13 protein-coding genes are annotated in these 12,854 nt (G+C 69.1%); 6 read left to right on the top strand and 7 right to left on the bottom strand.

The features are described 5' to 3' along the window. Nucleotides 1-105: 105 nt before the first annotated feature. The 3 genes from BR47_RS0116990 to BR47_RS0117000 are packed head-to-tail and all read right to left on the bottom strand — an operon-like array spanning nucleotide 106 to nucleotide 2,328. A complete protein-coding gene (locus tag BR47_RS0116990) occupies nucleotides 106-597 on the bottom strand; it encodes a GNAT family N-acetyltransferase (RefSeq protein ID WP_020102970.1) in 492 nt (163 codons plus the stop codon). A gap of 13 nt (nucleotides 598-610) precedes the next feature. Beyond that, complete coding sequence (locus tag BR47_RS0116995) at nucleotides 611-1,657, bottom strand: isochorismate synthase (RefSeq protein ID WP_051634868.1); 1,047 nt, start codon at nucleotides 1,655-1,657, stop codon at nucleotides 611-613. Nucleotides 1,658-1,692: 35 nt separating this feature from the next. After that, nucleotides 1,693-2,328 carry an acid phosphatase gene (locus BR47_RS0117000; RefSeq protein ID WP_177127314.1) on the bottom strand — a complete coding sequence of 212 codons (636 nt, stop codon included), beginning with the start codon at nucleotides 2,326-2,328 and terminating at the stop codon, nucleotides 1,693-1,695. Between the two features lie 50 nt (nucleotides 2,329-2,378). On the opposite strand from BR47_RS0117000, the gene BR47_RS0117005 reads away from it, so the two are divergent. Further along, nucleotides 2,379-3,182, top strand: coding sequence for a ParA family protein (locus BR47_RS0117005; RefSeq protein ID WP_036421040.1), 804 nt, complete (start codon nucleotides 2,379-2,381; stop codon nucleotides 3,180-3,182). A gap of 9 nt (nucleotides 3,183-3,191) precedes the next feature. Here BR47_RS0117005 and BR47_RS0117010 read toward each other — a convergent pair whose 3' ends face one another. Both BR47_RS0117010 and BR47_RS0117015 read right to left on the bottom strand, forming a co-directional pair. After that, the gene (locus BR47_RS0117010; protein ID WP_020102974.1) at nucleotides 3,192-4,406 is read right to left on the bottom strand and encodes an Rv3212 family protein; all 1,215 of its coding nucleotides are present in this window, start codon (nucleotides 4,404-4,406) and stop codon (nucleotides 3,192-3,194) included. A 20-nt stretch (nucleotides 4,407-4,426) separates the two neighbouring features. Next, entirely contained in the window at nucleotides 4,427-5,977 is a 1,551-nt protein-coding gene (locus tag BR47_RS0117015) for a DEAD/DEAH box helicase (RefSeq protein WP_029120245.1), read from the bottom strand. Between the two features lie 337 nt (nucleotides 5,978-6,314). Here BR47_RS0117015 and BR47_RS0117020 point away from each other — a divergent pair, with 337 nt between their 5' ends. Further along, entirely contained in the window at nucleotides 6,315-7,028 is a 714-nt protein-coding gene (locus BR47_RS0117020; protein WP_029105575.1) for a ferritin-like fold-containing protein, read from the top strand. A gap of 33 nt (nucleotides 7,029-7,061) precedes the next feature. Here the strand turns inward: BR47_RS0117020 and BR47_RS30785 are convergent, their stop codons facing one another. Further along, nucleotides 7,062-8,009, bottom strand: coding sequence for a hypothetical protein (locus BR47_RS30785; RefSeq protein WP_177127315.1), 948 nt, complete (start codon nucleotides 8,007-8,009; stop codon nucleotides 7,062-7,064). A gap of 325 nt (nucleotides 8,010-8,334) precedes the next feature. On the opposite strand from BR47_RS30785, the gene BR47_RS0117030 reads away from it, so the two are divergent. Further along, nucleotides 8,335-8,568 carry a DUF3107 domain-containing protein gene (locus BR47_RS0117030; RefSeq protein WP_029105576.1) on the top strand — a complete coding sequence of 78 codons (234 nt, stop codon included), beginning with the start codon at nucleotides 8,335-8,337 and terminating at the stop codon, nucleotides 8,566-8,568. Between the two features lie 68 nt (nucleotides 8,569-8,636). On the opposite strand, the gene fasR is transcribed toward BR47_RS0117030, so the two are convergent. Continuing rightward, nucleotides 8,637-9,314 (bottom strand): HTH-type transcriptional activator FasR, encoded by a 678-nt coding sequence (gene fasR, locus BR47_RS0117035; RefSeq protein ID WP_029120246.1) that lies wholly within the window; start codon nucleotides 9,312-9,314, stop codon nucleotides 8,637-8,639. Between the two features lie 258 nt (nucleotides 9,315-9,572). Here fasR and BR47_RS0117040 point away from each other — a divergent pair, with 258 nt between their 5' ends. From BR47_RS0117040 to BR47_RS0117050, 3 genes are all read left to right on the top strand, one after another. Then, nucleotides 9,573-10,619: a DUF3152 domain-containing protein gene (locus BR47_RS0117040; protein WP_029105577.1), complete on the top strand. Its 1,047-nt coding sequence runs from the start codon at nucleotides 9,573-9,575 to the stop codon at nucleotides 10,617-10,619. A 144-nt stretch (nucleotides 10,620-10,763) separates the two neighbouring features. After that, a complete protein-coding gene (moeZ, locus tag BR47_RS0117045; RefSeq protein WP_020102981.1) occupies nucleotides 10,764-11,942 on the top strand; it encodes an adenylyltransferase/sulfurtransferase MoeZ in 1,179 nt (392 codons plus the stop codon). A gap of 36 nt (nucleotides 11,943-11,978) precedes the next feature. Beyond that, on the top strand, nucleotides 11,979-12,833 hold the full coding sequence (locus BR47_RS0117050; RefSeq protein ID WP_020102982.1) for a TIGR02569 family protein: 855 nt from the start codon (nucleotides 11,979-11,981) through the stop codon (nucleotides 12,831-12,833). Nucleotides 12,834-12,854 lie beyond the last annotated feature (21 nt).

Genomic DNA, 12,854 nt, shown 5'->3' on the forward strand with positions numbered 1-12,854 from the left:
GCCTCATCGGTCGGGCCGCGGATCAACACCGATGGTGGCAGCCGAGGCCCACGTGCAGAAGGGAATTGGGGAAGAAATTTGCGCGGGACGTCAACGGCGGCCGGATCAGCCCTGGGCCAGGGCCGTCAGTTCGGGTCCGGACACCCGGTAGGTCGTCCACTCGGACTGCGGTTTGCCGCCGACCTCGTCGTACAGGGCGATGGCATTGACGTTCCAGTTCAGCACCGCCCACTGCAACCGCGTGTACCCGCGCTCAACGCATTCCTGCGCCAGCGTCGACAGGAGCTTGCGGGCCAGGCCGCGGCGCCGGAAGTCGGGGCGCACGAACAGGTCCTCGAGGTAGATGCCGGACACGCCGTCCCACGTCGAGAAGTTCAGGAACCACAGCGCGAACGCGGCGGGCCGGCCGTCGACCTCGACGAAATGACCCGAAACCGCGGCCTGGCCCGATTCCGCGCCGCCGAACAGCGCGGTCCGAATCTGGGCTTCGGTCACGGTGCACTGGTCGGCCGCCTTCTCGAACGCGGCCAGTTCGTGGATCATCGCGGTGATCTCGACTTCGTCGCCGGGCCGCACCGGGCGGATGATCGTCGTCATTTGTGGTGTCCCATCATTGCGCTACCCCCAGTGCGGTCAGCATCGTCCTGAATTTTGTTGTGGTCTCGGTGACTTCGTCATCGGGGTCCGATTCGGCGACGATACCGCCGCCGGCGCGGGCGTCGATGGACAGCCGGTCGGCGGACAGTTGTCCGCACCGGATCGACACCACCCACCGGCCGTCGCCGGCGCTGTCGCACCAGCCGACGGCGCCGGCATAGAACCCGCGGTCGCCTTCGAGTTCGTTGATCAGCCGCGCCGCCGCCGCGGTGGGAACCCCGCCGACGGCCGGCGTCGGATGCAGTGCGATGGCCAAATCCAGTGCGGTGGTGGATGTCTCGCGCAGCCGACCGGTGATCGGCGTGCTCAGATGCCAGACGGCCGTGGTGGCGCTCACCTGCGGCTCGGCGGCGATGTCGAGCTCGCTGCACAGCGGTTCGAGCGCCTCGCGCATGATGTCGACCACCAGCTGGTGCTCGTGCCGGTTCTTGGCCGACGCCGCCAGCGCGGCGCCGTTGGCGGCGTCCGTCTCGGGGTCGGCGGACCGCGGCGCCGAGCCGGCGAACGGTTTGCACGTCACCACATCGCCGCGGCGGGCCACCAGTAGTTCGGGGCTCGCGCCGAGCAGCGCGGTGCCGGAGTACGGCGCACCGGCGGCGCTGAGATCGGTGAAAAACGCTGTGGCGCTGTGGTCGTCGGCCAGACGGCTGAGCACCACGTAGGGGTCGAGGGCGTCGTCGGCGACGAGCTCGAGCGCCCGGGCCAGCACCACCTTGTGCAGGCCCGCCGCCGGGTCCCGCAGGGCCTGTACCGCGGCGGCGACCCGGGCCCGGTGTTCGTCGGGTGACGGCAGGCTGGCCGCGATCCGCACCGCCGGCAGCCGATCATCGGTGAACGGCAGCGCGTCGGCGTATGTGACGGTGGCCGGCGCCATCAACGCGGCGGGGGCGTCGAGGTCAAAAGGTAAGGCGCCCACCAGGATCGGTACGTCGTCGTCGGCCAGTGCCCGCCGGGCGTCGTCCAGATTCGGGAAGGCCTGCGCCGGCCCGTCCGCCAGCATCACCCCATCGGGACCTGCCAGCACGAAAATCGGGGTCACTCGGGCAGGCACGGGTTGGGGTGGCCGGTGAGACCGAGCGCGACCAACTGGCGCACGCGGTGCTCGAACCCGCACACCGAGATCGAGGCCGCCGCCATGGAGATCCGGATGCCGTCGGTCACCGGGAGCTCCATCCACCGCGTCATCACGGCCCGCGAGAAGTGGCCGTGCCCGACGAACACCGCGTCGCGCGTCGCCATGTGGTCCAGGGCCAGCGCCACGGCGCGGTCGGCGCGGGCGCTGACGTCGGCCAGACTCTCGCCGCCGGGGCAGCCGTGCGTCCACACCAGCCAGTCGGGCACCTGCTCGCGAATCTGCGGCGTGGTCAGGCCTTCGTAGTCGCCGTAGTCCCACTCGGCCAGCAGTTCGGTGGTCTCGGCGACGTCCAGTCCGGCGAGTTCGGCGGTGACCACGGCCCGCTGCCGCGGGCTGCTGATCACCAAGGGGTTGTCGAGCTTGAGTTCGGCCAGCGCCGAGGCGGCGCTGCGGGCCTGCTGCCGGCCTTCCTCGGTCAGCTCGAGGTCGGTGCGTCCGGTGTGCCGGCCGCTGCGGGACCATTCGGTCTGGCCGTGCCGGAGCAGGATGAGCCGGTGTGTCAGCAGTTCGCCTGCCGGGTCGACGCCAATACTCACGACCGAGATTCTGCCCCACGGTGAGCGGCGCCACTTGGCCGCGTGTCAGGATGGGCACCGTGACACGGGTACTTGCGGTCGCCAACCAAAAAGGTGGGGTCGCAAAAACGACGACAGTGGCGTCGCTGGGTGCAGCGCTGACCGAAGAGGGGCAGCGCGTACTGCTCGTCGATCTCGATCCGCAGGGCTGTCTGACCTTCTCTCTGGGCCAGGACCCCGACAAGCTGCCGGTCTCGGTGCACGAGGTGCTGCTCGGCGACGTGGAACCCGACGTCGCGCTGGTCTCGACCGCTGAGGGCATGACGCTGCTGCCGGCCAACATCGACCTGGCCGGTGCCGAAGCGATGCTGCTGATGCGGGCCGGCCGCGAGTACGCGCTCAAGCGCGCGCTGGCGAAGATCGCCGACCAGTTCGACGTCGTCATCATCGACTGCCCGCCGTCACTGGGCGTGCTGACCCTCAACGGCCTGACCGCCGCAGGCGACGTCGTCGTGCCCCTGCAGTGCGAGACGCTGGCCCACCGCGGTGTCGGCCAGTTCCTGCGGACCGTCACCGACGTGCAGCAGATCACCAACCCTGACCTGCGACTGCTGGGCGCGCTGCCGACGCTGTACGACGCCCGCACCACGCACAGCCGCGACGTCCTGCTCGACGTGGCCGACCGCTACAGCCTCGTGGTGCTCGCCCCGCCGATCCCGCGGACGGTGCGGTTCGCCGAGGCCAGCGCGTCGGGTTCGTCCGTCCTCGCGGGCCGGAAGAACAAGGGCGCCATCGCCTATCGCGAACTGGCGCAGTCACTGCTCAAGCACTGGAAGAAGAACAAGGCGCTGCCCGTCTTCACCCCTGAGGTCTGATCCCTCGGGTCACTGACCCAGCGCCACCAACTGGCTGCCCCGCTGCTCCAGCAGCACCGAACCGGCCAGGGCCGGGATGACCGCGGAGTTGACCGGTTGCCGGGCGAGCGCGATGTGCGTCTGGCCGGCGCCGCTTTGCGCGTCGAACGTGTCGTAGCCGCTGGTCACCGGAACCAGCAGATGCCCGGCCAGCATGGTGGCCGGACCGATCGGTGCCTGCCCGCCCTGCGCGCTGACGGTGTACTTGTAGCGCAGCCCGTTGCTGTCGAAGACCAGCACCGAGTCGCCCGTGTACCAGGTGACGACGTCGCCGACGCGGGTCGTGGCCGTCACCGGCGTCGCGGCATGAGGCAGCAGCGTGCTGGCGATGGTGTTGCCGGTTTCGTCGATGATGTTCACGCACGGCTGCGGCGTCGGCAGGTAGACCGCGACCTTGGTCTCCGACACCGCGATGACCTGTGCGTCCGAGTCCACGCTGACGCCGGGCAGCGATACCCGCTTGACGTCCGGCTGGTCCTCTTCCTTGGCGGCCTTGAGCAGCGTCAGTCGCAGGTCGTTCTGCTTGGGACACGCCTCCATGACGGCCACCGAAGCCGAGCTGGCCGCGGCGGATACCAAGCGGCACAGGGGAGAGGCCGGGACGCCGGGTTTGACCACCGCGTCGAGGTAGCCGTAGCTGATCATCCGCACCAGGTCCGAACGCCACTGCTCCAGGCGGCTGTCGCCGTACGACAGGATCGTCGTCCCGTCGGTGGACAGCTTCACCTCGGCGTCGGCAAGGCTGCTGCGGGCGGGTCCGCGGCGTCCGGTGCTCGCGTCGATGGCGCTGGCCTGCCCGCAGCCGCGGCCGTCGGGGTACACCGCCACCGCGTACTGGTACACGGTGGTGACGCCGCACAGCTCGCGGGCGCGCGAGTAGCTCCACAAGGCGTTGCCGGTGGCCGGGTCGCGGCCCTGCATCTCATCGCCGTCGCCGGTCACCACGACACCGCCGACAACCGACGGCTGGGTGGTCTTGCCGCTGGCCGCGGTCCACAGTTCGCGCAGCGTCGAGGGCACCGTCTTGGCGGCGTGCAACGCCGGTGCGGGACGGTCGGCGGGCCGGCTGACGGTGGCCCGCGCATCGCTGTTCCACCAGATCAGCGCTGCGCCGACCGCGACCACCACGACGATGGCCGCGGCGGCGATCAGATCAGCTTTGGTACGTCGTTCCGGTTTGACCATAGGGCTCGGGCGGCCTGCGGCTATTCGGCGGCAGGTGCTGCCACGGCCGCGGCCTCGGGAGCCGCGGCCTTGCTCGGACGACGCCGCCGGCGGCGGCGACCCGAGTGGCTCGACTCGGCGGGGCTGTCGCCGGCCGGCGCACCGGCTTCGGCGGTGTCGCCCTCGGCTGCACCCGACGCCTCGACATGACCCGTGGCCGATTCACCGGCGCGGGTGCGGCGGCGGGACCGGCTGCGGCTGCGGGCCGGGCGGTCCTTGTCGGCGCTCGACTCGCGCTTGACCTCGGGATCAGACGACTTCTTGGCGGGCTTGGCCCGAGAGGCCCCGATCGAACCGGTGACGTCGGTCGGGATGTCCAGCTCTTCGTACAGGTGCGGCGAGCGGGAGTAGGTCTCGGCAGGATCCGGGCAATCCAGATTCAGGGCCTTGTCGATGAGCGCCCAGCGGGTCAGCTCGTCCCAGTCGACCAGCGTGACGGCGATACCGGTCTTGCCGGCGCGGCCGGTACGGCCGATGCGGTGCACGTAGGACATTTCGTCCTCGGGGATCTGGTAGTTGATGACGTGCGTGATGTCGTCGATGTCGATGCCGCGGGCCGCGACGTCGGTCGCGACCAGGACGTCGATATCCCCGTTGCGGAACGACTTGAGGGCCTTCTCGCGGGCGATCTGGCCCAGGTCACCGTGGACAGCACCGACCTTGAAGCCGCGTTCGGCGAGCTCGTCGGACACCTTCTGGGCGGTGCGCTTGGTGCGGGTGAAGATCATGGTCGCGCCGCGGCCGGTGGCCTGCAGGATGCGGCTGACCATCTCCACCTTGTCCAGCGCGTGGGCGCGGTAGACGTACTGCTTGGTGGAGTCGTGCGTGGCCGCCGAATGCGGGGCCTCGGCGCGGATATGCGTCGGCTGGTTCATGAAGGTGCGGGCCAGCGTGATGATCGGGTCCGGCATGGTGGCCGAGAACAGCATGGCCTGGCGCGAATCCGGGGTCAGCCGCAGGATGCGCTCGATGTCGGGCAGGAAGCCCAGGTCCAGCATCTCGTCGGCCTCGTCGAGGACCAGGACGCTGAGGCCGCCGAGCTGCAGGTGACCCTGCTGGGCCAGGTCCAGGAGCCGGCCCGGGGTACCGACGATGACATCTACGCCCTGCTGCAGGGCTTCGATCTGCGGCTCGTAGGGGCGGCCGCCGTAGATGGCTTCGACGCGGAGTTTGCGTTCCCCGTTCTCGCCGGCCTTGAGGTGTTTGCCGGCCATCGTCAGGTCGCCGTACACCTGGATGCAGAGCTCGCGGGTGGGGACCACGACGAGCGCGCGGGGGGTGCCGGTCAGCGGCAGCGAGGCGTCGGAGGCGACGCGGTGCAGCAGCGGCACACCGAACGCCAGGGTCTTGCCCATACCGGTGCGGGCCTGGCCGATCAGGTCGTCGCCGGCGAGCGCCAACGGGAGCGTCAGCTCCTGGATCGCGAACGGGTGGGCCTTGCCGTCTTCGGCGAGCGCCTGGACGATTTCGTCCCGAACGCCGAGGTCAGCGAATGTTTTTTCTTCGGTTGTCTTTGCAGTCAATGCGGTCATGAGGTGGCGTGGATGCCTTCCAGTGTCATCGGAGTCAGTGCTCGCTGTTTGTCCACGCGCGCACGAGTCTGACGATCAACACTTGGGCCCTCGGGGCGGTTCTGCCGAAATCAGCCGGGTGTTCCGGCGAGCTGGAGAACCGTCTACCGCGTCGGTCGCGGATGGAGGTGGGCCAACACGTGCACGCACATTTCCTTGGTCGCAGCCGGTCGCGCGTTGCCCGCGCCGGACCTTTTCCCGATCCGGAACTTGCCCGGAACTGGCTACAGCCGAGACCATTGTAGCTGGTCGCATCGCCGGTCGGCTGTGACGCGAGTCGCGGTCTACAGTTGGGGCCATGCCTTCCCCGTCGCCTTCGAGGTCCCAGGCGCTGCCCGAGCAGACGGCAACTCCGGAGCAGCCGGCGGTGTCCGGCGATCATCCCGGTATCAACGAGCTGTTCGCCCTGTTGGCGTACGGCGAGGTCGCCGCGTTCTACCGGCTGACCGAGGAGGCGCGGATGGCGCCGAACCTGGCAGGCCGCATCAACCTGGCGCGCATGGCCGCCGCCGAGATGGGGCACTTCGACGTGCTGCGCGAGGCGCTGCTGCGCCGTGGTGTCGACGTCGTCCCGGCGATGACGAAATACGCTCCGGCGCTGGAGAACTACCACCGGCTGACCACGCCGAGCACCTGGCTCGAAGCGCTCGTCAAGACCTATGTCGGCGACGCCCTGGCGGCCGATTTCTACCTGGAGATCGCCGGTTCGCTGCCCGCCGAGGCCGCCGACGTGGTGCGCGCGGTGCTGTCGGAAACCGGGCACTCCCAGTTCGTGGTGGCCGAGGTGCGGGCCGCGGTCAGCGCCAGCGACCGGCAGCGGCACCGGCTGGCGTTGTGGTCGCGGCGGCTGCTGGGGGAGGCCATCACACAGGCGCAGTTCGTGATGGCCGAGCACGACGAACTCGTCGACCTGGTGCTGTCCAGCGGCGAGGGTCTGACCCAGATGACCGAGTTCTTCGAGCGCCTGCAGGAGACACACAAGAACCGGGTGCGCGAACTCGGCCTCGGCTGAGCTCACACACCCGGTTCCGCGGTGCTGTGGTGATTACTTCGTGCAGGTGGTGATCATCGTGTTGTTGCTCTGCACGGCGATCGCCTGGCCCGAACCGTCGCTGATCGAGCAGTTCAGCTGACCGGTGACGCTGGTGGCGGTCACCGAACTCAGCGTGACACCCGGATTCAGCGTGACGGTCTTGGCCCACGGCAGCGCCACGTTGACGTCCGTCTGCAGCGCACCCTGCCCGTCGGTGTAGATCACCGTCACGAGGTCCAGCAGTGACTTGTTGCCGGTGATCCGGTAGGTGACCGTGTTCGGCAGCGGTGCCGCGGGCACGGCCGCGGGGTCGACCGGCGGGACGGCCTCGGCCGGCGTGGGAGCCGGTGCGGTCGGGGTGACGGTCGTGACGGTCTCGGGCGCCAGCGACGCGGTCGGCGGCGCCGCCGTCACGCGGGGACGCGGCGCGGCCGACGGCGCCGCGGAGGCGGTCGGCGTTGCCGACTGGCTCGTGCTGGGCGGCGTGATCGGCGCGGTGACGGGCCCGCTGTCGCCGCCGCCGAGGATCACGACGGTGCAGATGACCGCGACCAGCAGGATGGCGCCGGCGACGCCGGCCACCCACACCCAGCGCCGGTCGATGCCCTCGTCGTACTCGTAGATCTCGTCGTCGTCGTAGTCGTCGTACGCCGCGTCGGCGTCACCACCGGCGTAGTCCGCGTCGGCCGCGGTGAACCGATCGGTGTCGCCGTAGGTGCTGGTGTACTCGCGCGTGGGTCGGTCGGCCAGGTCGGTGGCCGAGCCGTACGAGCCGTACGAGCTGTACGAGCCGTACGAGTGGCTGCGGTCACCGGCGTAGTCGGTGCTGCCGTATCCACTGCCATAGGTGGTGGAGCCGTAGCTGTAGCCGCGGTCGTAGCCCTGGTGGTCAGGGGTGTCCCCGTAGCTGCCGGTGGACGCCCCCGACGGTGTTGAATATCGCGAATATGTCCTGCTCATGGCGACTTTCCCCGGTCGAGTATCACTTACCTCGTCGATGCTAATGGTGCGGAAGTTACGGATGAGGTCGGCTCGCTGGCCGTCGGATAACGGTCGGGACTCGGTTCGGTCGAGCGCGCCGAGACGACCTGTCGCGACCTCGAAGAGCGGTGCCGCCGGGCGGTGTTTCCGGGCCGACAACTGTGACGACGTCGTGACCTCCGGGCGTGGTTCGCGTACGGCGAACGTGCCCGCGGCCACCGGGGGCGCCGTCGTCCACTAGCCTCCTGAGGAGAGTTCGATAGCAGCTCGACTGAAGTCTTGAAAACGAATGAAAGGGGTCAGCGTGGAGGTCAAGATCGGTGTCACCGACAGCCCGCGCGAACTGTTCCTCAACAGCGCGCAGACTCCCGAGGAAGTGGAGAAGTTGGTGACCGACGCGCTCGGTAAGGAGGGCGTGCTCGCGCTGACCGACGAGAAGGGCCGCCGGTTCCTGGTGCAGACCGCCAAGATCGCCTACGTCGAGATCGGCGCGGCTGACGTCCGCCGGGTCGGCTTCGGCGTCACCGGCAAGGACTGACTCCGCCCGCACGCAAAAAACTGCCCCTTTCCACAACGGAAAGGGGCAGTTTTCTTGTTCGCGCCGCGTCAGCGGGTGAGTGGAACGTGTGACAGTCCGCCCCAGGCGAACTGCACCGTGCCGTCGACGGCTGCGTCCTTCGAGATCGGCCGGTCGTTGTTGATCCAGTAGCGGGCACAGTCGACGCTGATCGCGACGAGGCCGACGGCGATCATCCGGGCGCGATGGGGCTCCAACCCGGAATCGCTGCTCACCAGGTCGAACACGGCGTCGGTGCACGAATCGGTCGCGACCTTCACCTGGGCCGACACCTGCGGCTCAGTGACGTAGTCGTTCTCGAAGATCAGCCGGTAGCCCTGGCTGTCGTGCTCGATGAAGTCGAAGAAGGCCTCGACGGCCGCACGCAGGCGCAGCCGGTTGTCGGTGGTGGCGCTGAGCGCCCCTCGGACGCCCTGCAGCAGGTTGTCGACGTGCCGCTGCAGCACCGCCAGGTACAGCTCCAGCTTCGACGAAAAGTGTTGGTACAGGACGGGTTTGCTCACGCCGGCGCGTTCGGCGATCTCATCCATGCCGGCGGCGTGGTAGCCGCGGTCCACGAAGACGTCGCTCGCCGCGATCAGCAGCTGGCCGCGTCGTTCGTCCCGAGGCAGTCGGTTGCCCCGTCGATTCGTGGTCGGGCCGCCCTGCGTGCCGTCGGTTCCGGCTTGCGTGCCTCTGGCGTCTGAGGTGTTGGCAACCTCGCTCATTACGTCCTCAATCTGGCATTGTCCGGCACACATGTCCGTGACCAACTGTTCAGGGACCGGTCTGGACCCCTGTTGTTCATGGCCGCCCAACGTGTTGTTCAGGTTGACCGACCCGGCAGTTTATCGCCACGACACTACTACCGTTAGTTCGCGCCATCCGCGTGCTACCAGCGGTTCGGCGATTGTGTCCGGTCCCACTTGAACACCCGGTGGCGTGCCATTACCGGTGTACGCCCAGCTCTGTGCCATCCTGGTTCGGTGACCTACGACCCGGGCCGAGGCACCGGTCGCGTCCCTGTGGTGCGCAATGAGTGGCGTGAGCCCTTGCGTGCGCAGCGGGATCCGGTGGCCGAGGACTCCGGACGGCTGCGGTCCAACCGGGACGACCGGCAGCAGTGGCGCAAGCAGTCCTGGCTGGGTCGCTTCGTATCCACCTACGGGTGGCGCGCGTACGCCTTGCCCGCGCTGGCCGTCGTCACCGGAATCGTGGTCTACCAGGGCATCTCCGGTCCGAAACCGATCACGCCGGCGCATCCGCACGTGCCGATGGTCGGCCAGCCCACCATCAACTCGGCGAGCACCGCGATCGTCGGCGCGCCGCCCAAGGGCCTGACGCAGTTCGACGTCAATCTGCCCACCGGCATCCTCCCGGACGGCGGGCCGTTCACCGAGGCCGGCGCCAAGGCCTGGCACATCGTGCCGGGCACCACCGGCAAGATCGGTCAGGGCACCACCAAGTCGGTGACCTACACCGTCGAGGTGGAGGACGGCGTCGACACCACCAGTTTCGGCGGCGACGAGGCGTTTGCCCGGATGGTCGCCGAAACCCTCGCCAACCCGAAGAGCTGGACGCACGACGGGAAGTTCGCCTTCACCCGGCTCGACGCGTCGTCGCCGGAGACACCCGACTTCCGGGTGTCCCTGACCTCGCCGATGACGGTGCGCGAGGGCTGCGGCTACGACATCCAGCTGGAATCGTCGTGCTTCAACCCGGCGTACTTCCCGGCCGACGGCGGCAAGGCGCAGTCCCGCGTGTTCATCAACGAGGCGCGCTGGGTGCGCGGCGCGGTGCCGTTCCAGGGCGACATCGGCTCGTACCGCCAGTACCTGATCAACCATGAGGTCGGGCACGCCCTCGGCTTCCGGATGCACGAGCCCTGCGGTGACAACGGCGGGCTGGCGCCGATCATGATGCAGCAGACCTTCTCGACCAACAACAACGACGACGCCAAGTTCGACCCGGAGTCGGTCAAGCCCGACGGCAAGACCTGCCACGTCAACTCCTGGCCGTACCCCATTCCCTAGTCGTCTCTCCCGCGCGAGCCCCCTTTCCCGCGAGCGGCCGTGTTTGTACGCCAACACGCCGCTACTGGCGTACACGGAGCGCACCCTCGTCGCCGCCGAGCGGCCCCGAAATGTCATGTGAAGCCGCTGATTACTGTTGAGGGCATGGCATCCCCGTTGCCGCCGCTGGTGCAGCCGGCGGCCGAACTGACCCGCGACGAGGTGGCGCGGTACAGCCGCCACCTGATCATTCCGGACCTGGGCGTCGACGGGCAGAAACGGCTGAAGAACGCGCGCGTGCTCGTCATCGGCGCCGGGGGACTGGGTTCCCCGACACTGCTCTATCTGGCAGCGGCCGGCGTCGGCACCATCGGCATCGTCGAGTTCGACGTCGTCGACGAATCGAACCTGCAGCGGCAGATCATCCACGGTCAGTCCGACATCGGACGGCCCAAGGCGCAGAGCGCCCGCGAGTCGATCCTGGAGATCAACCCGCTGGTCACCGTCAATCTGCACGAGTTCCGGCTCGACGCCGACAACGCGGTGCCGCTGTTCGAGCAGTACGACCTGATCCTCGACGGCACCGACAACTTCGCCACCCGCTACCTCGTCAACGACGCCGCGGTGCTGGCCCACAAGCCGTACGTCTGGGGCTCGATCTACCGGTTCTCCGGCCAGGTGTCGGTGTTCTGGGAGGACGCCCCCGACGGGCGCGGGCTCAACTACCGCGACCTCTACCCGGAGCCGCCGGCCCCGGGCACGGTGCCGTCATGCGCCGAAGGCGGCGTGCTCGGGATCCTGTGCGCGTCCGTCGCCGCCGTGATGGGCACCGAGGCCATCAAGCTGATCACCGGCATCGGTGAGTCGCTGCTGGGCCGCCTGATGATCTACGACGCCCTCGACATGACCTACCGCACCATCGCGATTCGCAAGGACCCCGCGACCCCGAAGATCACCGAACTCATCGACTACGACGCGTTCTGCGGCGTGGTCTCCGACGCTGCGGCCGACGCGGCGGCCGACTCGACGGTGACGCCGCTCGAGCTGCGGGAGATGCTTGACGCCGGCAAGCCCGTCGCCCTGATCGACGTACGCGAACCCGCCGAGTGGGCCATCAACCACATCGCGGGCGCCGAACTGATCCCCAAGTCGACGCTCGACTCCGGCGCCGGCCTGTCCCGCGTGCCGCAGGACCGGATCGCGGTGCTGTACTGCAAGACCGGGATCCGCTCGGCCGAGGCCCTGCTCGCCCTCAAACAGGCCGGATTCGCCGACGCGCTGCATCTGCAGGGCGGAATCGTGGCCTGGGCCCGGCAACTCGAGCCCGACATGGTCATGTACTGACGTCAGGGATGGGCGGGCACACCTTAGTCTGATCGGGTGACCGTCGACCGTCCTCCCGAACATGTGCTCACGGCGTTCGGCCTGACCGGTCTCCGGCCGGTGCCGCTCGGCTCGAGCTGGGAGGGCGGCTGGCGCTGTGGCGAGGTGGTGCTGTCCATGGTCGCCGACAACGCGCGGGCGTCCTGGTCGGCCAAGGTGCGCGAGACGCTGTTCGTGGACGGCGTCCGGCTGGCCCGCCCGGTGCGTGCCACCGACGGCCGCTACGTCGTCGCCGGCTGGCGTGCCGACACGTTCGTCACCGGTACCCCGGAACCGCGGCACGACGAGATCGTCTCGGCGGCGGTGCGTCTGCACGAGGCGACGGCCAAGCTCGAGCGTCCGCGCTTCCTGACGCAGCCGCCCGCGGTGCCGTGGAGCGACGTCGACGTTTTCATCGCCGCCGACCGCGCCGCGTGGGAGGACCGGCCACTGCAGTCGTTGCCGCCCGGCTCACGGGTGGCGCCCGGCACCACCGATGGCCGTCGTTCGGTCGAACTGATCAATCAGCTTGCGTCGCTGCGCAAGCCGACCCGCAACCCGAGCCAGCTGGTGCACGGTGACCTCTACGGCACCGTGCTGTTCGCCGGCACCGCCGCGCCGGGCATCACCGACATCACGCCGTACTGGCGCCCGGCGTCGTGGGCCGCGGGTGTGGTCGTCGTCGACGCGCTGTCGTGGGGCGAGGCCGACGACGGTCTCATCGAACGCTGGGCATCGCTGCCGGAGTGGCCGCAGATGTTGTTGCGCGCCTTGATCTTCCGGCTCGCCGTGCACGCGCTGCACCCGCGGTCGACGGCGGCGGCCTTCCCGGGTCTGGCCCGCACCGCGGCCCTGGTCCGCCTGGTGCTGTAGCGGGCGCGCCGGCGTTCGAAT

It is taken from the genome of Mycobacterium sp. UNC410CL29Cvi84, from assembly GCF_000686745.1.
In the GTDB taxonomy this organism is placed as follows: domain Bacteria; phylum Actinomycetota; class Actinomycetes; order Mycobacteriales; family Mycobacteriaceae; genus Mycobacterium; species Mycobacterium mucogenicum_B.

What these genes read in the sequence shown, in the direction of transcription:
- BR47_RS0116990 (WP_020102970.1), bottom strand. Translation starts at nt 597, where the DNA reads ATGACGACGATCATCCGCCCGGTGCGGCCCGGCGACGAAGTCGAGATC.
- BR47_RS0116995 (WP_051634868.1), bottom strand. Translation starts at nt 1,657, where the DNA reads ATGCTGGCGGACGGGCCGGCGCAGGCCTTCCCGAATCTGGACGACGCC.
- BR47_RS0117005 (WP_036421040.1), top strand. Translation starts at nt 2,379, where the DNA reads ATGGGCACCGTGACACGGGTACTTGCGGTCGCCAACCAAAAAGGTGGG.
- BR47_RS0117010 (WP_020102974.1), bottom strand. Translation starts at nt 4,406, where the DNA reads ATGGTCAAACCGGAACGACGTACCAAAGCTGATCTGATCGCCGCCGCG.
- BR47_RS0117015 (WP_029120245.1), bottom strand. Translation starts at nt 5,977, where the DNA reads ATGACCGCATTGACTGCAAAGACAACCGAAGAAAAAACATTCGCTGAC.
- BR47_RS0117020 (WP_029105575.1), top strand. Translation starts at nt 6,315, where the DNA reads ATGCCTTCCCCGTCGCCTTCGAGGTCCCAGGCGCTGCCCGAGCAGACG.
- BR47_RS30785 (WP_177127315.1), bottom strand. Translation starts at nt 8,009, where the DNA reads ATGAGCAGGACATATTCGCGATATTCAACACCGTCGGGGGCGTCCACC.
- fasR (WP_029120246.1), bottom strand. Translation starts at nt 9,314, where the DNA reads ATGAGCGAGGTTGCCAACACCTCAGACGCCAGAGGCACGCAAGCCGGA.
- moeZ (WP_020102981.1), top strand. Translation starts at nt 10,764, where the DNA reads ATGGCATCCCCGTTGCCGCCGCTGGTGCAGCCGGCGGCCGAACTGACC.